22 protein-coding genes are annotated in these 23992 nt (G+C 46.4%); 6 read left to right on the forward strand and 16 right to left on the reverse strand.

Features of this window, described 5'->3' with window-relative positions; genetic code table 11:
* The 6 genes from AB4114_RS02955 to AB4114_RS02980 form a co-directional block, all read right to left on the reverse strand.
* Positions 1–352: hypothetical protein (locus AB4114_RS02955; RefSeq protein WP_441987058.1), on the reverse strand; the 352-nt coding region annotated here is incomplete at its 3' end.
* Between the two features lie 161 nt (positions 353–513).
* Positions 514–711: a sulfatase/phosphatase domain-containing protein gene (locus AB4114_RS02960; RefSeq protein ID WP_441987460.1), complete on the reverse strand. Its 198-nt coding sequence runs from the start codon at positions 709–711 to the stop codon at positions 514–516.
* A gap of 121 nt (positions 712–832) precedes the next feature.
* A complete protein-coding gene (locus AB4114_RS02965; protein WP_441987059.1) occupies positions 833–1543 on the reverse strand; it encodes a YebC/PmpR family DNA-binding transcriptional regulator in 711 nt (236 codons plus the stop codon).
* A gap of 176 nt (positions 1544–1719) precedes the next feature.
* Positions 1720–3669: a hypothetical protein gene (locus tag AB4114_RS02970; RefSeq protein WP_441987060.1), complete on the reverse strand. Its 1950-nt coding sequence runs from the start codon at positions 3667–3669 to the stop codon at positions 1720–1722.
* Positions 3670–4225: 556 nt separating this feature from the next.
* Entirely contained in the window at positions 4226–7750 is a 3525-nt protein-coding gene (locus AB4114_RS02975; protein WP_441987061.1) for an S-layer homology domain-containing protein, read from the reverse strand.
* 211 nt (positions 7751–7961) lie between these two features.
* On the reverse strand, positions 7962–8816 hold the full coding sequence (locus AB4114_RS02980; RefSeq protein WP_441987062.1) for an AraC family transcriptional regulator: 855 nt from the start codon (positions 8814–8816) through the stop codon (positions 7962–7964).
* Between the two features lie 141 nt (positions 8817–8957).
* Between AB4114_RS02980 and AB4114_RS02985 the strand changes: the two genes are divergently transcribed.
* Positions 8958–9824, forward strand: a complete 867-nt coding sequence (locus AB4114_RS02985; RefSeq protein ID WP_441987063.1) for a phytanoyl-CoA dioxygenase family protein — start codon at positions 8958–8960, stop codon at positions 9822–9824.
* 450 nt (positions 9825–10274) lie between these two features.
* On the opposite strand, the gene AB4114_RS02990 is transcribed toward AB4114_RS02985, so the two are convergent.
* Positions 10275–12257 (reverse strand): glycoside hydrolase family 127 protein, encoded by a 1983-nt coding sequence (locus AB4114_RS02990; RefSeq protein ID WP_441987064.1) that lies wholly within the window; start codon positions 12255–12257, stop codon positions 10275–10277.
* A 144-nt stretch (positions 12258–12401) separates the two neighbouring features.
* On the opposite strand from AB4114_RS02990, the gene AB4114_RS02995 reads away from it, so the two are divergent.
* Positions 12402–13271, forward strand: a complete 870-nt coding sequence (locus tag AB4114_RS02995) for an AraC family transcriptional regulator (protein WP_441987065.1) — start codon at positions 12402–12404, stop codon at positions 13269–13271.
* Here the strand turns inward: AB4114_RS02995 and AB4114_RS03000 are convergent.
* Together AB4114_RS03000 and AB4114_RS03005 are read right to left on the reverse strand one after the other, a co-directional pair.
* Positions 13225–13590 carry an S-layer homology domain-containing protein gene (locus tag AB4114_RS03000; protein ID WP_441987066.1) on the reverse strand — a complete coding sequence of 122 codons (366 nt, stop codon included), beginning with the start codon at positions 13588–13590 and terminating at the stop codon, positions 13225–13227. The genes AB4114_RS02995 and AB4114_RS03000 overlap by 47 nt on opposite strands.
* Before the next feature lie 204 nt (positions 13591–13794).
* On the reverse strand, positions 13795–14685 hold the full coding sequence (locus AB4114_RS03005; protein ID WP_441987067.1) for an SMP-30/gluconolactonase/LRE family protein: 891 nt from the start codon (positions 14683–14685) through the stop codon (positions 13795–13797).
* A 166-nt stretch (positions 14686–14851) separates the two neighbouring features.
* Between AB4114_RS03005 and AB4114_RS03010 the strand changes: the two genes are divergently transcribed.
* On the forward strand, positions 14852–15928 hold the full coding sequence (locus AB4114_RS03010) for a YncE family protein (RefSeq protein ID WP_441987068.1): 1077 nt from the start codon (positions 14852–14854) through the stop codon (positions 15926–15928).
* Positions 15929–15992: 64 nt separating this feature from the next.
* Here the strand turns inward: AB4114_RS03010 and AB4114_RS03015 are convergent, their stop codons facing one another.
* Genes AB4114_RS03015 through AB4114_RS03035 form a run of 5 tightly spaced genes read right to left on the reverse strand, consistent with a single transcriptional unit; the run spans position 15993 to position 17087 of the window.
* Positions 15993–16124, reverse strand: a complete 132-nt coding sequence (locus tag AB4114_RS03015; protein WP_441987069.1) for a hypothetical protein — start codon at positions 16122–16124, stop codon at positions 15993–15995.
* A gap of 37 nt (positions 16125–16161) precedes the next feature.
* Positions 16162–16404, reverse strand: coding sequence for a Rieske 2Fe-2S domain-containing protein (locus AB4114_RS03020; protein ID WP_441987070.1), 243 nt, complete (start codon positions 16402–16404; stop codon positions 16162–16164).
* The gene (locus tag AB4114_RS03025) at positions 16316–16648 is read right to left on the reverse strand and encodes an amidohydrolase family protein (RefSeq protein ID WP_441987071.1); all 333 of its coding nucleotides are present in this window, start codon (positions 16646–16648) and stop codon (positions 16316–16318) included. Before AB4114_RS03025 ends, AB4114_RS03020 begins: the two co-directional genes overlap by 89 nt.
* Positions 16627–16935 carry a hypothetical protein gene (locus AB4114_RS03030; protein ID WP_441987072.1) on the reverse strand — a complete coding sequence of 103 codons (309 nt, stop codon included), beginning with the start codon at positions 16933–16935 and terminating at the stop codon, positions 16627–16629. The genes AB4114_RS03025 and AB4114_RS03030 overlap by 22 nt, the downstream gene beginning before the upstream one ends.
* 11 nt (positions 16936–16946) lie before the next feature.
* Complete coding sequence (locus AB4114_RS03035; RefSeq protein WP_441987073.1) at positions 16947–17087, reverse strand: hypothetical protein; 141 nt, start codon at positions 17085–17087, stop codon at positions 16947–16949.
* Between the two features lie 175 nt (positions 17088–17262).
* Between AB4114_RS03035 and AB4114_RS03040 the strand changes: the two genes are divergently transcribed.
* A complete protein-coding gene (locus AB4114_RS03040; RefSeq protein WP_441987074.1) occupies positions 17263–17739 on the forward strand; it encodes a CBO0543 family protein in 477 nt (158 codons plus the stop codon).
* Between the two features lie 690 nt (positions 17740–18429).
* On the opposite strand, the gene AB4114_RS03045 is transcribed toward AB4114_RS03040, so the two are convergent.
* Together AB4114_RS03045 and AB4114_RS03050 are read right to left on the reverse strand one after the other, a co-directional pair.
* On the reverse strand, positions 18430–19584 hold the full coding sequence (locus tag AB4114_RS03045) for a glycoside hydrolase family 88 protein (RefSeq protein ID WP_441987075.1): 1155 nt from the start codon (positions 19582–19584) through the stop codon (positions 18430–18432).
* A 22-nt stretch (positions 19585–19606) separates the two neighbouring features.
* Positions 19607–22114, reverse strand: a complete 2508-nt coding sequence (locus AB4114_RS03050; protein ID WP_441987076.1) for a glycoside hydrolase family 2 TIM barrel-domain containing protein — start codon at positions 22112–22114, stop codon at positions 19607–19609.
* 117 nt (positions 22115–22231) lie between these two features.
* On the opposite strand from AB4114_RS03050, the gene AB4114_RS03055 reads away from it, so the two are divergent.
* Together AB4114_RS03055 and AB4114_RS03060 are read left to right on the forward strand one after the other, a co-directional pair.
* Positions 22232–23122 (forward strand): helix-turn-helix domain-containing protein, encoded by an 891-nt coding sequence (locus tag AB4114_RS03055; RefSeq protein WP_441987077.1) that lies wholly within the window; start codon positions 22232–22234, stop codon positions 23120–23122.
* A 252-nt stretch (positions 23123–23374) separates the two neighbouring features.
* On the forward strand, positions 23375–23833 hold the full coding sequence (locus AB4114_RS03060; protein WP_441987078.1) for a hypothetical protein: 459 nt from the start codon (positions 23375–23377) through the stop codon (positions 23831–23833).
* Positions 23834–23992 lie beyond the last annotated feature (159 nt).

Genomic DNA, 23992 nt, shown 5'->3' on the forward strand with positions numbered 1-23992 from the left:
CTACTTCTACTTCTACTTCTACTTCTACTTCTACTTCTACTTCTACTTCTACTTCTACTTCTACTTCTACTTCTACTTCTACTTCTACTTCTACTTCTACTTCTACTTCTACTTCTACTTCTACTCCTACTTCTACTCCTACTCCTACTCCTACTCCTACTCCTACTCCTACTCCTACTTCTACTTCTACTTCTACTTCTACTTCTACTTCTACTTCTACTTCTAATTCTACTTCTACTTCTACTTCTACTCCTACTCCTACTCCTACTCCTACTCCTACTCCTACTCCTACTCCTACTCCTACTCCTACTCCTACTCCTACTCCTGCTTCTACTCCAACCCCCCGGCTCAATTCGCAACCAACATGCCACATATCAGCAAGGACATTAAAGGGCGAATCTTCAGTTCCCCTTGTCCTTAAACAAACACTTCATCCTGCCATGCTGGATCCTCTCCACGCAAGAAAGGTGACGCATCTCTTCCTTGCTCTTGACCACTCGCTGCCACTCCCATTTATCCAGCCATCGTTTGCTGGAAGTCGACGACACTTACTAACTTATCCACAACTACCCTTTGTGGAATACTTGCAGGCCAACGCATCAGCATAGGTACACGATAAGCGGTCTCATACAGGTTGTTTTTATGGACAAGTCCATGCTCGCCCATATACTCACCATGATTCGATGTAAAGTTCCAGCTGAGTTCCGGTATGCTCCTTGTTTTGCCTCATATGTATCCGCTTATATTTCCCACTTGTGTCTAACTGAACATGAGAAAAGGAAGCAGCTAGGATCTGAGATCGAAGCTGCTTCCTCTTTATGCATCCGTATACCTATTCCACGTTATGATACACTTGTTGAACATCTTCCAAATCTTCTAAAGCATCAATCATCTTATCGAATTGGGTTTGTCCTTCATCGGATAACGTAACGTTATTTTGAGCAATCATCGTCAACTCAGCAACTGCGAAATCCGTGATGCCCGCCTTTTTGAGCGCTTCTTGAACAGCGTGGAACTCCTCGGGCTCCGCATACACCATGACCATGTCTTCTTCTTCAAGAAGATCACGAACATTTACGTCCGCCTCCATCAGAATTTCCATAATTTCGTCTATACTTTTATCTTCAATTCCGATCGCCGCTGTCGCGTCGAACATGTACGCAACGGAACCCGTTACCCCCATGTTACCGCCATTTTTACTAAATGCGGCACGAACGCTTGACGCGGTACGGTTTACATTATTCGTTAGCGTGTCCACAATGACCATGGAGCCATTAGGTCCAAAGCCTTCATAACGAAGCTCTTCATAAATTTCATCAGAGCTGCCTTTGGCTTTATTAATGGCGCGATCAATGATCGCTTTCGGTACATTATACGTTTTGGCGCGTTCAAGAACGACTTTCAACGCACGGTTTGATTCCGGGTCTGGCTCACCTTTGCGTGCTGCTACATAAATTTCGAGGCCGAACTTCGCGTACACACGACTCGTACTTGCATCATTCGAAGCTTTCTTCTCTTTTATGTTATTCCATTTACGTCCCACTATGGATCCCACTTTCTATTATGATTTCATTCCCTATCATAACCTATTTTCATGCGAAATTAAAATATTTCCATAGGTCCTGAAGATTTCGTCATAATAGATAATACCAAATTTCGAACGGTGTAGGGAAGATTTCAAACGATTTTTATTTGAAGTGACCCTTCGGTTTTCCTTTTTTACCGCAGATGAATTGTTATCGGGCTACCTTGATCCCAAAGATAAGTTTCCTGTTTCTCGAGCGTCACACATGTTAGTAATACCCCTTCCTCACCACGGGTAACGACTAAATCGAAACATGAATCGAACGCTCGAATTGAACGAAGCGCCATAGTGCCCCAGTGTTCAGGCATTCGAGGCGAACAGGAAAAGGTATGAAGACCCGTGGGCACGATGCCGAATAAACCTTCGACAATGACTCGTGCGTAAAGCGCACTTTCCGCAGAGAGGTGCCGCCCATTACCCTCGGGGAATGCCTCAACCGCATAGGGAACATGTTCGCCAAGCAATCTGTTCCGCGAATATTCGAGCAGATGTGTGATCCCCAGCTCTGTTTCACCCGCATTGAGAATGCCCCGAAGTGCATACAAAGTGGAGCGATCCCAGTAGGTGGTTTCCCCCGCCTGTGTGACAACTCCGCCGTTTACCCACAATCGCGAAGAGAGTAAAGCTGCAATCGTCTGTTCCTTGCGATCTAAGATATTCATTGTCAGAGGGACACATATCCACGAACGCAGAATGTCGTTTCCTTCATAATAGCGATAGGTCTCATAACCCTCAATGTTTGCGCCAAAATGGGATTCAATCGCTTGTCGCAGTTCAGCCGCCTCCTCCTCTAAGCGTGGGGCTTGCTCCGCTTTCCCGACTTCTCGCGCAAGGTGAGCGGACGAAAGAAGAGCACCGTACGCAAGCGACGAAGTGAACAGATTGGCGTCGCCGCTTGGAAAGCGATTCTCCAGTTCATCCGAATCTGATGCGACAACGCCAGCCTGGGTTCGTTTCCGCCGGCAATAGGCCAGACACCATTCAATAGCTGGCCATAGCTCCTCGGCTATTCTTCGACTGCCACTCGCCAGCGCAAACCGCGCCGCACCATAGGCGTACATCGCCGCATCCCCACGATCTCCCGCCCCCTCCCAAATATCTACGCCTTCGGCGATGATAGAGGATGGTATGGGATGAAAGTCAGGTCCCATGAACGGCATATAAAGTCGATAGGCATTCAAGGATGCCTCTATTGCATCTTGTTCGCCTAAAAAAGGAAAAAATGGACCCGCATATTCCGCCTGATCGTTCGTCCATACTGCCGCGTAGTAGGATCCGCCACCGGGACAGTGCATGAAACCGTTCTTGGTGCGAAAAATACTCTCCGTTGCACGGATTTTGGCCAAATCAAACATCCGGTTCAAATGGGGCTCTTGCGTTTCAAGCTGCAATGACGAACCGATCTCCTTCAAGAATTCCCGCCGCTTCCTTTCCTCGTATAACACGTCGAGACTTTCAGTGGATCCCTGCAATGTCGAAGCACAGATCCAACTCTTGAATTCCAGCGTCTCCCCTGCTCTCAGCTCCACGGTTGATGGCGCATCATGACCCGCTTCCACCATATAGACCCCTTTGGTACCTCTGCGATAATATACACATGCAATCCGTCCAATCTCGAGCTGCACATTGTCCTCCGTCATATTCTGAACTTCTACGCGTTCTAGTGCATATGGTTTATCTATCGCTGGAAATACAGTTCTACGGACCAGAACCCCTTGATCGGATACAGAGGCCAACTGCAGGATCCCGTCGAACGTGATTCTAAACAACTTTTCTTGAACTAATCGACCCCCAACACGCATGCAAGGTAAAAGCTCCTGTCCAAATGCCTCCATTAAACTAGCATGTGTATCATTCGGAATCGTGCGCAAACCAGGCCATACGACTTTACGTTTTAAAATAACGCCACCTTCCGAATCTACACCATACATCACGATGAGGGAAACCTCTTTCCCACTCATTTCGACATGATCCTGGTGGGCAAGATGTCCGAGATGAATGTCCCAGACGATTCCTGCTCCTTCACCTAAATGCCAGCGTATATTTGCTGCTGAGGAGGACTCATTTGAATCCGTTGTTCCCATCGTCTCTCGCCCCTTTCTGGTCTATTTATCCTTACTTCACGCGGATAATTTCTATGACAACTTGACTGCCAAGAGGTGATGATCATTTCGCCGAAATAGCGCATCTACGTTCCTTTCGATACAATGCCCCTGTGTTCAGTTATCCAAATCCACTGTGAATCGTGTGTTCGACGCATACTGAGGTTGGGCGTAGGAATGAGGCTGGTTTGAGGTTGGATTGGTAGGATTGTCGTTGGTTTGAGGCTTGTGAAATCATGGTGACTGCCAATTCGTGTTTAGATGTATAAACTACAGCTAATTTGCTCAAATCTGAGGTATTTTGAGGAATAGATGGAAAAAGTACATTTAATTTGTATGAAATTTGAAGAATTGAATAAATCGAAGGAATTTAGCTACATGAAATACAGTTAATCTTTCAAATTCGAGAATTCCACTTCAAATAGATGGAGAAAATCCAGTTAGCTGCGGGAAGCAGGTTTATTACTCATCGGTCATTAGCGAAAAAAGAGGCTATTTCAAAAAGTCAAAATTGACTCTTGAGATAGCCTCTGATACCTTACTTCGATGGATCCGGGTACACATCAAGCGAAATGCTTTTCCCGTTGGCCGTAATCATTGTTGCTGTGAAGGAAGCCACCTCAACAGGTGTTCCATCAATCGCTGATGTTGCTGGTTTGTAGATATACTTCGCATCTCCGCGATATAATCTGATCTTACTATTGATGGTGGAGAATACCCAGTCGGTAGGATCGACTTTACCGCCAGCGGTTGCACCAATATCCGCGTCTGTGGATGGATAGGTATAGCCAGCGGTTTCATCTCCTGCTAAAGGATAAGGCTGGTTAGACAATCCATTCACATTGTTAACACCTGTAATATTGGATTCAACTGCGAGATATCCTGAATCTGGTACAATGTTATCATTCGTCCATTTGACATTGCTAATAAAGATTTGAATACCGAAAATGGGTGCTACACGGATCACAGAGCTGTTTTTAAAGGCATTGTTTCCATATTGATCCATTAGCGTAATATTGCTAAACGTTTGTTTCAGCAGCAATTTCTTGGCCACCGTATCGATGGTGTTACCTGTAAAGATGTTAACGCCTGCTTTCAGCTGTGACAATCCCATAATTCTTGCTTTCCCATTATAAGTTGCTGTTAGTGAGCTAACGACTAAAGGATCATCTTTAATGGCGATGTTATCAAGGAAAGCCACTTTATTACCCGTGTAGTTAGACGGTTTGAATAGCACGGATATGCTAGTTGTTCCAGCATCCTTACCACGAATCCCATACCCGTCAGGAGCGTTTGCAACAGCACCATCAGCTCTTGGCTTATTCACAATGGAAGAAGCTCTCGTATTGGAAGTCGTGACCGATTTCAACTGTTGAATCGTGTTGTTCGGGAGCTGAACAATATTGCCGTTAGCATCCTTGGCCGTGAGTACAACTTTGCCCGAGAACATATTCTCTAAAGATACACTTTCTGTTGAATAAACGTTATTAATGACATTCGTAAGTGAGCCTTGCAGCGTATCCTTAACCTTATCGACAGCATAAATGCCATTAGCAAATGGTGTCAGTGTATACACCAAGTTATTGGCTTCTCGACCTTTCAGGAGCTGCGTCGTACCAATCGCTGTCGACATTAAGGATGCTGATCCTGCAGCAACCGCAGCCTCATCCCCTTTATACAACTGAGCTGTAACTTGGTACGTACCTTCATTGTTATCGCCAACCTTGGCAATAAAGAAGAAATCGCGATCCCGATAATAACCGAAATCAGTTGACACTTTACCTGAATCATAACCTTCTACCGTGCCATCTACACCTCTTACGATAAAAGAAGTTTTAGTTGCGTCCAAGAAGGCAGTTGTACTTCCTCTGAGTACATAAACTGCATCTGTAACCGTACCAGACGTTTTGGCAAAAGATAATTTCATCGAATAGCCTCGGTAATCGCGATCAAAATCTTCATTATACTGATCTTTGAACTTCAAACGGAACGCATTCTCCGTTCTTCCATTCACCATTTCGAGCGAAGGAAGCATCTTAGGTTTCGGTACAACGGAAAAGTACACGGTTTTCGGAAAACGCTTGGCAACAATATTCGTGCTATTCACAGCCGTTTTCTCACTTGTGAGGAGCGCAGCTTTAATCGTTAACGGACCTTTATTTACGTCTGATAACGTTTTTAAATCGGAGACGCGAATTGTACCTCTATTTGCACCACTCTTCTCGATTCCGCCAATTAGTCTGCCAAGTGAATCCTTGGCGCCAACTGATATACTGCCGTTTGATAATCCAAATACACTTATCTTATCGGCATTTTCTACAATTTCATCTGTCGTAAGGATCGTTCCGCCTTGGTCTTTGACAACGATTGGCAAGTAGAAATCCTCGTCTCCCACGGCTACCGTATTCGGGAAGTTACCTATACTAATCTCATAAGGCGCTTTGGAAGCAGCCACTTTCATCACCTTGGAAACGGATTGGCCTGATCCAAGTCCCGTCAACGTAAGCGTGACATCCTGGATGCTGAAATTAGTAAAGCTAGTAGCAGCTTTGACCTTCAACTCGGGAATGCCATCTCCGGTTTCGTCAGCAATAAAGTCAAATCCTCTTGCAGGACTTGTTGCAGACATGTCGATTACACCTGTTGCTGTGGAGCTTGTTAATGTACTGTTTGTTAAAATATCCAAATCCGTAACGGGATAACCATATTGGTCATAAGCCTTGTAAGGAACCGAAACCAGATCACCAGCCTCGAATTTCGTCTTCCCGCTCACATAAACAACATCGCTCAGTTCAACTTTGCTTACCGACTGCAATTCACCAACCGTAAACGTCTTGTTGGCTGTCACGGAGTAATCCGGAGCCATGATGGTGACGATCACTTGCGAGTCTTGACGCAACTTGTTGCTGTAGACGGCATGGGTAACATCGAGCATGACTGACTGTGAATCACCCGCAGGTATGGCATCTCCATCTAGGCTTGAATTGATGGTAAATACGGCTGCACTCAGATCGGATACTTCCTTATACTGATTCACAGCTTTAAAAGTCAGTTTGACTTTGCCCTGAGCAATTTTATCCGACGGTGTCGTGAAGTCAATTTGCGTGATTTTCTCGTTGCCAACAGACACTTCTGCCGTTGCTTTATCCACCGTTAAACCGCCATCTTTGACAGCCTCAACTTTTACCGTATAAAGGCCTTCTGTCATTTTCGTATCCAACGTGATCGTCACTTCGTTCTTGTTGGTATTCCACTTCTGAGCACCTGTAACGACTGATCCTGTAATGGAGCCACGAAGAATGGAAACCGTCAACTTACTCGTGTCAGCGAGTGAGCCATTCAATTTGACCACGAGAGTTTTAGCGCCCGTAGCTCTAAAGTCAGCCACAGAAACTTTGGACACAACGGGACCTCCGGCTTGAATCAGCTGATAAGCAGCGTATGCGGCATTGACAAGCAGCTCGCGATTCACTGTTTTGGTGAAATCAGCCATATCCGCCAAGAGCCCCACTTTAATCACAGAAGCCACATTCCCTTTCGCCCAATCGGACACGATGCCCTTCACTTTGGCCGTTTCGGTTTCATCTGCCTCCAGCTTGAAAACACGTGCAAGTACAGAAGCTGCTTGTTCGATCGTGACTAGGCCGGCTGGATCAAAATGATCTTTCTCCACACCTTGCATATAGCCCGCTTTGGTTGCTGCACCGATATAACCTGCCGCCCAGCTTGTTTCTGCCAGATCTGTATATATGGCGCTGGAAGGAACATCTTCCTTTAGACCATTCAACAAAACGGAGATTTTGGCAAGCTGAGCCCGCGTCACCTCTTTATCGAGTTCAGCTGACCCTGCTTCGTCGGAACCATCGAAAATACCTTTGTCTTTGAGAGCTTTAAACTTGGATGCCGTGTCCATCGTTGTTGCCGCTGGTGTCGTTGCCGTTGTAGTAGAAGTAGTTGGTGTAGTGGCGTCTGCGTAAGCAAAATCGACGGAAGCAAACAGTGAGAACATCATGACGGATACCATGACTGCGGATAACTTCTTCTTCATAACGTTTGTTTTCATTTTTCCTCCATCATTCCTTAGTCGAATTCGAAAATCATTGCATATTGCTTCCAATCAACCCGCTTTGTCAAATGCAAGCGCTTACCAAATTGGCGGTCCCTCCCTCCATTTCTAAGACAAATTATAGTTTATGGAAGAAATCGTAACATACTAGTTATTTAAGCCGATATTGAACTAACTTATGGTACAGGAACCATATCACATATTAACTCTAATTTTTCCTCCTCCGGAACTCTGTTGGCGAAACACCATGAAATTGAGTGAATTGTTTGGTAAAATGATGGACCGATGAATACCCGAAGTCCTCCGCAATGGCCGTTATGGAACGGTTGCTTTCCCACAGAGCTGCTTCCACTTGCCTCATAATGGATTTGGTCCAGTATGCTTTGGGCGAGATGCCTGTCGCTTGCTTGAATAGCTCATGAAATTGCGTTTTGCGAAGGCCACATTGGCTCATCCATTCGTCATAACCTCGACTTGCGTTCGCTTCCTTGTCCATTCGCTCAATAATCGGAACGATACGGTAATCGATGAAGTGTGGCGTTGAAGCAATTTGTACAAGCGCTAGAAGGAATGCTTTAAGAAGATTGCTTACGATTAATTCAGAGTAGTGGTCACTTTTCATGGACTGGGTCACGGCATGTATGAATAATTGACCAAGCGACGCATCGTGCTGGATGGGCGTAACGACAGGTAGCATGGCCAACTCTGAACACGGAACAATGTGCGTTAGCAAGTCATGATTAAAGTCAGACTCATTCCAAACGAGATGTTGACTACTTCTCAATTGATAATTCCAGAGATCACAATACAAGTTGTAGGTGGCTAAAGGATGATCAGGATGAGCGTAAAAGGAGTGACCCACTTCAGGTGGAAAATAGATCAGATCACCTTTCTTTACCGGGTATGTTTTCCCCTTGGCGGACACTGTCCCTTTGCCTCCGGCAACGAAATGAAAGGCATAGCAGTATCCGATCCTGCCCATCTCAGCTTGGTTTCGTTCGACTGGAAATTGATAATAATGGCCCATTCTTACATAGGGACTCACAGAAGATAAAGTAGTCATAGTAACCCTCGCATTCGTTTAGTAAATTGATTATAGGAATGATCGGAAGAATTGATCAATTGACGAACAGTGAAGCAAATACAACGAGCACATGACATGTTATATTTTCTATATTACAACACTTGTTGGAGGGTGAGTAGGTTGATCAAGCAAAATATAAGCGGAAGTTTAACTAACGAGCAATCGCAGTTTTATGAGGAACAAGGCTATCTCATCATCCCCCAGTTATTGTCGGAGGAAGATTTAGCCTCTGCGCGTGAAGCGATGACTCAGAAGGTATCGATGATTGCGGACGAACTGTTCGCGGATGGACTTATTACGGATAAGCTTGAAGATCGGCCCTTTCCAAATCGCCTAGCTGAGCTATTTCAGGATCTATCCGCCGAAAACTTCTTGAAATACGGCAGAAGCTGGCGCGACCGTATCCCTGGGTACTTCACCTTGATGAGCAATCCGAAAATTTTGGACGCGGTAGAATCATTAATTGGTGGAGAGCTATTCGCTAATCCGGTATACAACGTGCGGCCGAAGGTCCCGAAAGTAGCCGCTGGCGCAGTTCCTTGGCATCAAGATAAATCGTATTGGCCGGATGCGAATGCAAATCCCGTTATTACCGTCTGGATCCCGCTTGTCGATGCGAATGAAGTCAATGGTTGCCTCCATATCAAGCCCCAAACACATCGTAAACGTGTGCTCAAGTGGCATCGTGAAACGCACACTGGAACAGGGTATACAGCGCTCAAAGATAGTCAGCTTGGCAAAACGGAAACCGTCGCCCTGCCTGTATCCGCAGGAAGCGCAATTCTGTTCAATGATCGTTGCCTCCATATGTCCACCCCTAACATGTCCGATACGGTTCGCTGGAGTGTTGATCTGCGCTATCAGCCTACAGATCAGGATCCTATGGTTCAACATGGCATCGGCTTCCTAGCCAGAAGCTACAAATATCCAACACGCGTGGCTACGCTGGATGATTGGCTTGACGGAAGGCCAGAGCACGAAGAATAAGTGCCGGATACGGACGGGACAACAATGGCGGCGTTAAAAGGTGGACATTTTTGACAGACTTTGTTGACGGACTTTGCTGGTGGGGGTTGGTAAGTTTGGAGGGTTTGGAGAGGCTTGTGCGCTACTCAAATTGTTTAAATGGAAAATATGCAGCTATTTACGCGAATTTTGCTCGAAAATTCGATTTACATGGAAAACATGTCGCTAATTCTGCCACTTTTCTTCAGATCAGGTAAATTGGTTAAATTTAACTGTAGATTTTCCATTTATTCTGCGTTTGCTCGGAAAAACGAGAGTTTTAGCTGTAGGAAATCCATTTATTTTCCCCGGGAGAGCATAAAAATCGCCCAAGTCATATCCACCAGCACCAGATCCACGCGGTTCCCGTGCTAACGCAGTAAAAAGTCCTTCGGATTCATCTCCGAAGGACTTACAGTCATTCACAAAGGTTTACACGCCGCCCTTGCGTATCCAAACTGTCATCTCGCCTACCCCTCGATTGCCCCAGAGATAATACGGCACCGCCTTCAGTTTCACTCGCTCTGAAACCTCCTGCTGGGTAAATGGACGATACGGCGTATCCTCCGACCAAGAAGCGGACTCATTGGCATGACCTTCCGCTTCAATCACAACGGCTCCTCCTAACAAACCTGCATCGTAATTCACTTGCAGCTTCTGCATGGCATCAATCGATACGGTGGCTAGCGGTGTACCATTATCCACTTCTTCCAAACAATAAACGAGAGGTCCGCGTTCAATCGCAACTTTACCAGCATTAGCTCGGATCGCGGGATGAGCGATCGTCAACTGCGCCTTGACTGCAAGTTCCCAATCCACGTTATCCCCTTGCACCCATTGCCGTTCAACACATGCATAGCCATCCACGGTTTCATAAGCTGTCCGTACTCCGTTGATTTTCATAACCGCTCCACCCTGGCTCCAAGACGGGATGCGCAGCGCAAGTGTAAACGGATCTTGCGGAGCCAACGTTAGCTCTATTCTCACATAACCTTCCCATGGAAGCTTTGACTGCTGGGTAAATGCAACTTCGCCAACAGCAAGCTCAAAGCGAGCCTCACTGCCGATAAACAAATGTGTGTAGACGGTATTTCGCACCGGTGAAGATGTGTAGATATAACTGTTCAACGAACTAAGCAGGCGTGCCACATTCGGAGGACAGCATGAGCAGCCAAACCACTTCTGCCGTTCTGCTTTGACATGATGGCGAGATGGATTTAACTCCGATGCTTTGGGCCAAACCTCCAGCGGATTCACATAGAAATAATGCTTGCCATCCTGTGACATGCTGCCAATAACATTGTTGTACAGCGCGCGCTCCATGACGTCCGCATACTCACTCTTCGCTTCTAGTTGCAGCATTCGCTGAGCAAAGAAAATAAGTCCAATTGAGGCACACGTTTCAGCGTAAACCGTATCGTTGGGCATATCATAATCGAAAGTGAATGCTTCACCGTGATGTGTTGAGCCGATACCCCCTGTGATGTACATCTGCTTCTTGGTTGTGTTATCCCATAAGCGGCGGCAGGCCGTGAGCAAGGACTCATCTCCGGTCAATCTGGCAAGATCGGCCATGGCTGTATACATATAAACCGCGCGCACCGAATGACCGATGGCCACTTGCTGCTCGCGAACCGGCTTATCTGCTTGATTGTACGCCATTTGCGCTACTGTCGGAATCGGTTGCTTCTTTTGCGTCCAGTAACTGTAACCATCTCTTGCTTTACATTCTTCAACTAGAAAGTTCGGTTCAGAACCGCGCTCATCAATGAAAAATTGTGCCAGCTTCACATAGCGTTCTTCCCCCGTTGCCTGAGCAAGTTTAACGAGTGCAAGCTCGATTTCTTGATGGCCGTCATAGCCTCTGATCTGACCAGGTTCACGACCGAAAATCGTATCAATATAGTCAGCAAATTTGCACATGACATCTAACAGTTTTCTTTTTCCCGTCGCATCATAATAAGCAACAGCGGCCTCCATCATGTGACCCGCACAATATAATTCATGCGCTTCATGCAAATTCGTCCATGCCTGACCTGGCTCTTTGATCGTAAAATACGTATTTATGTAACCGTTCTCATGCTGAGCTTTGGCAATCAAATCAATGACCTCGTCTGCCGTTTGTTCCAACTTAGGATCTGGCGTGTTTGCCAGCGAAAAGCCAACTGCTTCAAGCCACTTGGCAAGGTCGCTATCCTGAAAAATAAAACCGCCAAACACTCCTTCTTCGAGCCCTGCTGCAATACGGAAATTGCGAATAGCATGACTAGGCTCCGCATCCGCAATCGCATCATTCAAAGCATCCCATTGATACGGAATCACCGTGCCTCGTACAAGCTCCATAAACGGATTCCAGAATTCATCTTGTATGCGTATCTTCGTGATAGCAGCCTGCATGTGTGTGGAATTCACCATATGTAAACTCTCCTCTTGTCATCCAATTTTATATAACATTTGATTATCAACTACTTACAGTTTATCCTTATGAATAAAGAGTAACTATAAATAATCCCAACTTATTTTATATAAAATTTAACACTTCACAGGGGAGGCGAATCGATGAGCGAACTTAGCCATATCTGGATGGAACTACCACCGCTGCCCTATTACCTCATGATTGGCTTGTCCACCTACCGTCCAGGGGAAATGCATCCAAGTCGACGTCATCTGGGCATTTTTGATCTTCTCTGGGTGACCAAAGGGACCTTATATATCGGCGAAGATGACAAGGAATGGGAGGTTTCGGAGGGTCAAGCCTTATTACTGCTCCCAGATCGCTACCATTATCCCGTTAAAGGCTGTGACAGCGAGACCGTTTTCTATTGGATTCATTTCGACTTCCAAGGAGCCTGGCAGCAGACATCGGATCAGGATCTAGGAACTGCTTTCCCTCAACAAGTTAGGAAGTCTTGGGAAAATCCGTATCGGATCCGCATCCCGCAATATAGTGCTCCACCCGAGTTCGCGCTTGCCGAACGTCATCTCCGCAAACTCTTGACCGACTCGGTTCACCATCGTTCAGAGACATATTGGAGTGAGCAGCAGCTTTTCATGGAACTGCTACGTCTCCTTGATGCTGGACATTCCCGCAACGATGCGTCACCTGCCCTGATACTCGCCGACAAAGTCGAATCGTATTTGCGCCAACATTATCAATCAGATGTGACGAATAGCTCACTAGCCGCTGAATTTCATTTTCACCCCAACTATATCGTCAGATGTATGAAAGAAATCTATAATTGCACGCCAATGGCCTATCTACACGACTACCGAATTGAGCAGGCGAAGCTGCTGTTGATCAAAACCGAGTGGTCCATCGCGCGAATCGCTGAACATATTGGCTTTCTTAATGCGCCATACTTCTCGAATTGCTTCAAGGCCGCTATTGGCATGTCACCACTTCGATTTCGCAAGCAATACTCGGCATGAAAAAAGGCTGACCGCTAGTAGAAACCTCTACTACACAGATCAGCCTTTTAGTTACCCTATTGTAGGACCGCAGCCCCAAAAGCTTCAAAGCTCTCACTAGAAGCGTTGTGAACTCGGCACGAGTAACACTGCGTTCAGGTTCAAAGGTTGTCGCACTCGTACCCTCAACGATCTGCTTAGCAGCTAGCTCCTTGATCACATAGGAAGCCCAATGGCTGGAAGGCACATCGGAGTATGTCTTGGATACTTCAAGCACAGCATATTTACTAAAGTGATTAATCTCAGCTTTGATGACATCTTTATCTAATTTGCCACCCACATACGTCAGTGTTCCATCTTTTTAATTTCTGTATCTAAGGTATTCGATAGACTTTGTGATAAATCTTGAAAGGATTCTAACGTTCGTTTCCTAACAGTCGTCGACTCGTACGTATAGAAAGAGGTCAGGAAGAACAACGTAGCCACAACAATAGAAAAAAGAGCTAAGCGTACATGCGCTTAACTCTTTTTGAGTTGACTAAACTTAACCCCCGTAAAAATTCGCCTGTGGGCCTTTCACATCTAGCTTTACTCGAAACAAAGCACCAGCAAGAGGCTGATTCACGCTTTCCTCATCGCTGACTCCTACACTAGCCGTCGTGATATACAATTCATCCATTTGCTCCCCGCCAAATGCGCAAGAGCTTGTTCTCTCCACAGGAACTGCAATCGAGCCTATTTTCTCCCCGGTCGCGGGGTTATACCGCCCTACCTGCCAGCCTCCCCATTGCGCAATCCATAACATGCCATCGTTATCTACAGCCATCCCATCTGGAAAACCTTCATCCTCTGCAATGATAACAACTGTGCGCGGATTGGAGATGCTCCCTGACTCACCATCATAGTCATAGGCTACGACTTTCTTCGTCGGAGAATCGATGTAATACATGATGGTATTATCCGGGCTCCAGCCTAGTCCATTGGATACCGTAATGCAGCCATCCTCGAGGGTACGAACGGTTCTGTCGATATCCAGACAATATAGTGAACCTGTTGCGACCGACTCACTTAGTGCCATCGTACCTGCCCAGAACCTGCCAGCTCGATCACATTTCCCATCATTAAACCGGTTATTTGGTAAATGACTCTCTGGATCAACAAGGGGTGTTAATGTCTCGGTTTCCAAATCTAACAGATGAAAACCTCGCTCCAAAGCTAGAACCATGCCACCTTGCTGTCTGGGCACGGCGGCTCCGACCTTTTGATCCAATGTAATTGTCCGGTTGCTTCCGTCTTTGGGTTTATACAGATGCAACGCTTGTCCATTAATATCCACCCAGATTAATTGCCCTGTCGTATGGTCCCAGACGGGACCTTCGCCAAGATTAGCTTTTATATCCCCGATGCGTTCAATTCCAGTAAACTTGTGTGCCATTACCATGCCTCCTTAGATAGTCGTTCGTAATCGTACTCATGCAATTTTGACGCTGAAACGGTTCAAAAGTTGTGCGCCGATACGCTAACTTCAGTCTACCAGTTCCCTACTAGCGTGGTCATGAATATGATTGAAGTACCACATGTCTTGAGGAAGGGGAGTCTTTATGATTATCCGTAAAGCTGTGCGCGTTACAAAGCCTAGAATCTCATTGACCAAACCACGCCTAATTGCAACTATTCCCGTCAGCAGTCCAGCTGTACAATTCGCTATCAATCCCTTAACGAGTCGGTTATATTTTATTCAAGGTGACAACCACCTTGGTGTTCTGGATACCAAAACCAACAAAATCATAACCACCATTCAAATTGGTAAAATGCCTTCCTACATGGCTGTCAATACGCGTACGAATCGTATTTATGTATCCAACTTTTACGATGGCACCGTTTCTGTTATCAACGGCCTTACGAACCGTGTTATTTCTACCATCAAGGTTGGTGAACGCAGCGATCATATCGCGGTCAATACACATACGAATCTGGTATACGTTTCAACGATCTCCTTAGGTTCGCGGAACGCCAATCTCGTCGTACTGAACGGAGCTACCAATAAAATACACAGCAAAATTCCATTCAAAGGACGCCCTTCACAAATACTAGTCAATGCTTTGACGAATCGAATTTACGTAACGAATACAACCACCGATACATTAGCCGTAGTCCGCGGAGATACCAGTAAGATCATTGCTACGCTGAAAGTCGGAAGAAATCCTGTCATCACACCAGTTCTTGATAGGAAAACAAATCAACTTTATATTGCTAATAATCTCAGTAGATACAGCTCTGTCGTCAACTTGCGTACCCTCCATGTCCGTAAGATTCAACTCGGAAGACGACAAAGAGAAATTACGCTCAACCCCCTAACGTGTCGAGTCTATATCTCGAGTGCACAAATTTCCGTGAAGGGACGGCTGTTTGTAGTAAATAACAGAACGAATAAGGTCATCGGTTCGTTAATTGTACCTGCTTTTTCGGATGTGCTGATTAATCCGCGAACAAACCACTTGTTCGTTTCAGAATCAACGGAAACAGGTGCAGTTCCACTCAACGTCTATCATGGCAGCAGCCTAAAGCCACTCGCAAAGCTCAAAGTTAGCGCTGGGTCTGGATCTTTGCTGCTTAATCCGCGCACGAATCCCATTTATGTTGGCGGAGAAAAGACAATAACTGTCATTCAGGACTAACGAAAACAACACCTCGTCAGGAAATATCCTGAGCGAGGTGTTGTTCGATTTTACCCACATTGTTCTATACAAGTCGTACACGTTCTTCACTTGTTTCACCTATCGCAACTGCCGTCCAGCCCATGGGAATGCGTTTTCCCTCCGGCACCTTACTGCCTCCTGCTTTAACTTGAGTTGCCCTCATGTAAGAAACCAAGCTCGAACCTCCTAAGCTCACTACATCTGCACGGATTTTAGATGAGCACGTAGATCTCGCTCCCCTCAACCTCTACCTCATAACCTCGCAATTGCACGCCGCCTTCGACCAAATGCTTGCAACCCTTCAAACCAAACTCCCAACCATGCCATGGACAACGCAAGATTTCCTTATCCCGGCCATATTCATATTCATAAAAATAAGGAGGGCAGCCGTGTCCCGCACACGACACCTTCACAGACAGGAGCAGCCACATGAGGACACATATTACGCCATGCATAGTAACTCCCATTTACAAGGAAGACACCGATTTCGATGCCTTTTACTAGACGAATATGATCTTTAATGTATTCGGATGGTAATCTTTTGAGCCAAGGCACTAAATCTCGAAGACCTTTGAAATTCTTATCCATTCGCCACATGAGATGCGGAAGCCAAGCTAACCCACCTTCAATGGCAACAAATTTAAGCTTAGGAAATTTTTCGAATACCCCTTCACACACTAAGCTATTGACATGAGACATGTAATTGATTGGTAAAATATTGTGCTAATCAAATACGATGTAGGATAGCCCGATGGCGTCGGAGCTCCTGCAATCCCTCTTCCCTCTGTACCTGGATGAACGGCGACAGGCAGTCCATTACGCTCAGCAGCTTCATATATCGGGTGAAAAAAGCGCTGACCGAACAGCATACGGGAGCCGCTGCACATGATAACCTGAATCATGTCCGGGTGCTTGGCCATACGATCAATTTCCTTCGCAGCCGCAATCGGATCAGCATGATTGATCAGGATGGATCCTTTATACACAGGACTTGCCTTCAACTATGCTGCGGATTACTGCCAGGGACTCCTCCACCATCAGGCACGGCGTCTTTGCGCATCACACCTACTGGAGAATGCCAGCCACCGCCATAGCCTGGTCCGGCGGAAAGCCAATAATCGTGCCAGACCTTGGGCAAATTATTAACTCCTCCACATTTGATCATGGATATAGCGATTACTTGACATAACAAAAATCCAGTTTTCCGCAACATATCTTCATGTACGTCAGCAGGTTTGATTCTTATAGGCGTTAACGAGAGTTTAAGTCCGAAATAGACGGGTCATACTTAAGAGTATCTACGATCATGAGGAGTGGGACGTATTTTCATTAATATCCTAATAGGCTTTGTTGTTCCCTGGTTATTCGGGATTGCCTGGTTTAAAAAAGCTCCAACCATAGCCATTCTCATATTTCCCGCTTCTGCCATCATCTCATCGCTTATTAATGCGATTGGCTATCACGTAGATTTTTGGGATTTCACACCAAAAATTGAAGATGATGAAACGATTTCTGCACTTCCTTTTGACATTGGACTCTATCCCTTTGCAGGCTGTGTAGGCATCTACTGGATTGATTTTAAGAAGAAGCACCCTCTGGTTGTCCTGATTTTACTTGCGATCATCTTAACTTGCCTTGAATCAATCGCGTATGTAGTTGGTAAAGTTGAGTATAAACATGGATGGACGATTGGATGGACTTTTGTCTCTTATCTCATCGCTGTTGCAGCTGTGTATGGATTCTATGCACTTGCGAGAAAGCACGGGGTAAGCTTTACTAGTACAAAGTAATGCTTTTTTATAAAACGAAAGATCCGCCCCAGCGTTAAGCTGAAAGGTAGATCTTTTGGGTCCTGTCGGAGACATCTTGGGTGTCCCCCTGTTAATGATTGATCTAATTCTTGGTTCTCATTGATCACAGGAATTCCAAGCTCCGCTAAGAAAACTACAATCAGCACTACCGCGGAATATCGCAAGTTGAGTGGAGTGGGTAGTGAAGTAGCTGTAGTGATGTTTTTCATCGTTACAGCGTGGAGAGGTGGGGGTTTCAGGCACTTTCGCGGCTGTAAGCGTGTTTTTCGTCGTTACAGCTTGGAGAGGTGGGTTACCTGGTCCCTTTTCGCGCCAATAGTGATGTTTTTCATCACTACAGCGTGGTGAAGTGGGTTACTTGGTCCCTTTCGCGCCAATAGTGATGTTTTTCATCGTTACAGCGTGGAGAAGTGGGTTACCTGGTCCCTTTTCGCGCCTGTAGTGATGTTTTTCATCACTACAGCATGCTGGGGCATGGGATTTCGGCCCATTTCATGCCTTTAGTGATATTTTTCATCACTAAAGCGTGCGGGGACCGATAATTCCGGCCCTTTTCGCGCCTTTAGTGATGTTTTTCATCACTAAAGCGTGCAGGGGGCATGAGACTTCGGCCCTTTTCGCAAAAAATGAGCTAAGCGCAACATGCCGCTTAGCTCATTTTTCACTTCCTTAAAATATCCGCTGCTTCCAACCGACCAGCTTAGCAAGCGCTTCAACGTAATAGTAATCGCCATAGATGAGCGAAACATTCACATTCGAATCAGCAGGTTTATTCCCTGTTCCCTCGAGTAGAATAGCTTGGTGTTCGGGCTTATCCCACGTACCGTAATTCACTGTAAGTGAAAGCAGCATCTCTTCTGCTGCACGGAGATACATAGCACCTTCGTTTGGCGGCAGGAAAGTCGCTAGCTCAATCAACCCGGAAGCTGCGCAGGAAGCGGCAGATGTATCTCTTGGCTCGTTATCCAGCGACGCATCCGCACGGAAATCCCAGTGTGCCACGTGATCTGCAGGCAGGCATGCCAAGAAGTAATTCGCCACGCGCTGAGCTGCTTTTAAGTACTTTGTGTCTCCTGTGAAGCGATACACATTGGCCAATCCGTGCAAGGCCCACGCTGCGCCTCGGCTCCAAGCCGATTGCGGACCGGCACCTTGACCGCCAAGCGATTCAATCAGCTCGCCTGTCTTCGGATCAAAGCTCAAGATATGGTTCACGGAGCCATCTTCCCGGATGAACTTCTGAACAACCGTGTCGGCTTGTGCTCTTCCGATATGTTCAAAGCGCGGGTCCCCTGTCGTCTCGGCTGCCCAGAATAAAATGGACAGATTCATCGTGGAATCGACGATCGACCAACCTAACTTGTCTTGGTTCCACGCGCGAAGGAAGTTACCTGCGATGTTGAATCGGCCTGCCAGGAAATTGGCTGCTTGCAGTCCACGACGCAAACCATCTTTATCACCTGTCAGCTTATGTTTAATGACCGCTGTCGGCAAGTATTGGAAACCGACGTCATGATGAAAATTATTATCTTGAATACTTTTTTGCTCAAACTTGCCATCCCACTCCCAGGCTGCTTCCTTGTAGTGCTCTTGTCCAGTCATCTCATGCATAATCCAAAGAATGCCCGGCCAGAAACCTGACGTCCACCAATCGATCCGCATATCATCATAAACGCCGTCTTCTTTGGCAACATGCGGAGATTTCTCCCCAATTTGCTCGATCATCCGATCAACCTTCACTTGCAGCTCTTTCCATACTTCCGGCAAAATATCTTCTAGCTTCTGTGCGTTATGCCATTTTGCTGCATTCATAAGTTCACTCATTTTATACGCCTCCTCAAAATGGTTACTTCACAACTTCTATGACTGCTGTTACCGTAGACAAACCTTCACATGCAGCACTGACAACGGATGTGTATTTCCGCTGAACATCTCTAGTCCCTAAGGAAGCCAGTGATGATGCTGGGCCACCTGCACTTACGAAATCCGTAACCGTCATGCCCGCAGGCAACCCACCAGTCGGATTTACATAAATTCCTGCGCGCCCACTAGCAAGCTGAACTTGTCTCGAACCACGAATCGTACCGAGATTATCGAGCAGCTTCCCATCCCCAGCTATCCCAAAACGGACAAACCTAGCTGCATCGGGACAAAAGATTCCATTTGCATCATACGCACCGACTTCTACGTAAACGCGTCCATCTTCTAAAGATTCCGTCTTTACTTGAATCTCTGTCGGCTCACCCCACGCATCCGATTGATACGTGAATTGCAGCTCGTCGCTTACAATCTCTCCGTTGCTGAAAGCTTCCGCACGTACATGATACTCACCCGCGGTCAACTCCGCTTCCCAGCGAAGACCCGCGCATGGAAAATCTTGCGAATCGCGCTGCTTCACACCCAAACTCTCTCCATTTAGAAAAAGCTCAACTTGTTCGGCGTTCGAGTACACTTTGATCAGCTTTCGTTCGCCCTCCGCGCCCCAGCGAATCGGCATCGTATGACCATAAATACGAACCATCGGCTTGTCTGACCAGTAGGATTGGAACACATAGAAAGCTTCTTTCGGCGTGAGATCACGTTCGACGATACCCTTCATGTTCAAATACGGAATCGGTGAATCCGGCCGTACCGGTGTCGCAAAATCCTTGAAAGACCACTGCGCCGCACCCGTCAGCCAATCCATCTTCTCCTGCGATTTTAAGTACCAATCGATCATTTCGCAGAAATACGTTTCCGACCAATCGCCATCTCGTGATACGCGAGGTTCGCCCCCCGTTAATAAGTAATCCCCATCACGCTCATCCGTGACGCCATCTGTTTTTTTCATAAAAGCAAAGCCCGTGAACGGTTTCTCCACATGCCGAGTTGGCAAATTGTCCGCTCCCCACTCCATATGGAAGAAAGAATCCACATTCTCAAAAGCCGTCAGACAACTTGATTCATAGTCCGTATATACACCACGATACCAGCCTGCCCAAATGGAAGGCGAATACACATCGATAATATCCTTGCAAAATTCACATCGACGGATCGCAGTTAATCGGCTTGGATCCAACTCATGCGACAGATCGTGCAGCTTTTTCATGAAAGTGCGAATCTCTTGCTGATCAAAATGATCGAAATCGCACTCCCAATCGTTCTCATTGCCTAATCCCCATAAAATCACGGAAGGGTGGTTGTAATGCTGTTCAATCATCGCCGTTAGCATATCGATACATTGTTGACGATACTCCGGACCACCTAATCCACCGCGGCACCATGGAATTTCCTCCCAAACGAGAATGCCCAATTCATCACATAGATCCAGCACGATGCGAGACTGCTGATAATGTCCTAGGCGGATGAAATTCGCGCCCATGTCTTTAATAAGTTGCATTTCTTCACGCAGCATTTCCTCTGTCATCGCAGCCCCTACTGCTGCATGATCCTCATGCCGATGTGTACCGCGCAGCAAGAGACGCTCGCCGTTCAGCTTAAACGGACCTTGCTTCACAAATTCAAACGTTCGGAAGCCGAACCGTTCTTGACTTGTCGTTTCGCCATCCGCACAGACGAGGGCAACGGAGCAGTCGAATAAATAAGGATCTGTGACGGACCATAGATGTGGATTCTCCACCTCTAAGGTCGCAATCTCCATCTCATCCTGCCACGCCGGTAAAGAAATTTCCGTTTGGCCGACAATTGTTCCATCTTGCTGCTTCAACACAATCGTGAGCTTAATATTCTCCGCGAGCTGATCAGGATTGTACAACTTAGCTCGTACTTTTACTTTCCCACTTCGAGCTGATTGTGCAGACACATCTTCCACAACAGTCTCCACATGCACCTGAGCCAAAGAAATCTGCGGCACATAAACAAGATTCACATAGCGATATACACCGCCATACAGATTGAAATCACTCGCATCCGAAGGAATCGTCTCCAATTCTCGGCTGTTATCACAAGCAATCGCGATCGGCACACGCCCCGCATATCGCTCGATTTCCTTCGATCGTTCTATCGCTTCCGAAATATCCACTGTGAATTCGTCATATCCGCCCAGGTGGGAATCCACCTTTTCCGTATAGACATACACATCCGTGCGTTGCCCTGCGCCTTCAAAATGCAGCAGCGTTCTCCCCTTCGGATAAGGGTTATGTACCTCCAATTTGTTGCGATACCAGCCTTGTCCTTGATAATATTTATGATCGGGATCCATCACATCGGTCCCGTTGTACGTGTGTGGAAGCGTGACCGATTCCCACGGGACATTATAATGATTTTGCAGCTTATCTGAACGCCACACCTCCCAAACACCGCCTAAGGAACCGCGATAATGCTCCCATTGCTCTTTTAAACGTTGTTTCAACATGTTACGTGTCTCCTCCTAGTTGCACATTCACTTAACTCCATCGTATCAAAAAAAAGAACATAAAAGTTTATGCCTCTTATGATAAAATGTTGTTAGAATACGATGAGGTGATCTCTTATGAAGCTGATGAATTACATGAACTTAAACGTGCACCCGGTGCAATTATCGTTTTTCAAAGATCGAACACACGCCTTCGAAGAAGTATTTCATGCTCATCAGGGAATGGAGCTACTTGTCGTGCATGAAGGCACTGGGATCGTCGTAATAGAACAACAAATTGTCGAGCTGAAACCCGGCTCTATTTTTTGCTTTAGACCCTTTCAATTACATCGCATTCGTATTCACAATCTGCCACAAGACAACTACATCCGCTCGCTTTTCGTCCTTGAGCCCGCTATCCTAGAGGCAGCGCTCTCTACTTTTCCAACGCTGCGCGAGTTCCTCATGAAGCTATGGAAGGATCCGCTTATGCCGCAGGCATTCCGGAGTGAAAGTCTTCCGGAGCTTGAAGTCTTACTTCGCAGCTACATGCCTAGACTCGATGCGGCCAAGGAACGAGGACCCGAGCGACTGCTGGAAGAGCAGACACTCTTCCTCGCGGCTTTCATACACCAGCTTCGTACCGATTCCGAGAAGCGATCCGATTCTGTGCCACATCTTTCAGGTAGAAGCTCATCAACTGCCGAGCGAATGCTCGCTTGGATTGAAGCGCACTACATGGAGCCCTTCAAGCTTGAAGAACTCGCAGCGTCTGTTCACTTGACGCCTAATCATGTATCTGCTACCTTTCATCAATCCATCGGCAGCACCATTACCGAATATTTGACCGCACGTCGAATCCGACAAGCTTGTTGGCTTCTGCGAACAACAGATATGTCCGTGCAAGATATTGGTGAGGCTGTTGGATTGGGGAACTTTTCCTACTTCTGCCAACTGTTTAAGAAGCATGTGGGGTTCACGCCCTATAAATTCAAAGGAATGAGTGCCTACACGATTTTCATAGAGTGACCTAATAACGCTTTTATATCTAGTGACAATATGCTCCTTTTCCTCTATAGTAGATATTACTTATAGACGCGCTTGAAGCACACCGCTCCCTCCCTACTCGGGGAAGGCGCGGTGTTTTTTGTCGTAGCAGCTGAGGGGGAATGTTCTTGGAACTATACGAATCATGGTTGGAAAAACACAGGAAAAATCTTACTGGCGAAGCTCTCCGTCGATTAAATGAAGGTCATGCTCACAATGAGAAGTTATTTGTACATGACCACCTATTTAATTAATTGGGAAGTCGATGATTTCAGCTCACATGCCAAACATGTAACCCGTCGAAGCTTTGAGTATGAGCGCGAAAGACAAAACCAATTGATGCTAGACGGCTGGCATATTTATCGTTTCCCTCTTGACGCGATCAAGGAGAAGCCTCGGCGCTGTCAGCAACTCATCCAGCAAGTGTTAGGAAAACTATACGGTGGTGGCGTGACCACGGAACTGAAACTCTCATTAAAGCAGCGGGAAATTCTTCGATTCGCTATACAAATACAGAGACCTTTCATGCCTCAGGAGATATGTGATCTGCTTGGGATCAAGGGACAGCACGCACGTAAATTACTTCACGAGTTAGTCCAATCCAAGCTGCTGCTTCCTGCATCAGGCTCTAGTCGCATTCGCACCTACCGTTTAGACAACATGGCCGTGCAGCGGCATCATATAACGTTATAGTATAACGCTAATCGGCTCCAACAGGCTCCCCAGCTACAATTAACGTTACGCGATAACGCTAAGAACTCCATAAGCTGACGTTTTCTCAGAATTTAATACTTTAACTTTATGTCATCACTTTATTCCAAGCAAGAACAGCAAAAAGCCCAAGATAAGTTG

It is taken from the genome of Paenibacillus sp. 2RAB27, from assembly GCF_052115445.1.
Lineage (GTDB): Bacteria > Bacillota > Bacilli > Paenibacillales > NBRC-103111 > Paenibacillus_E.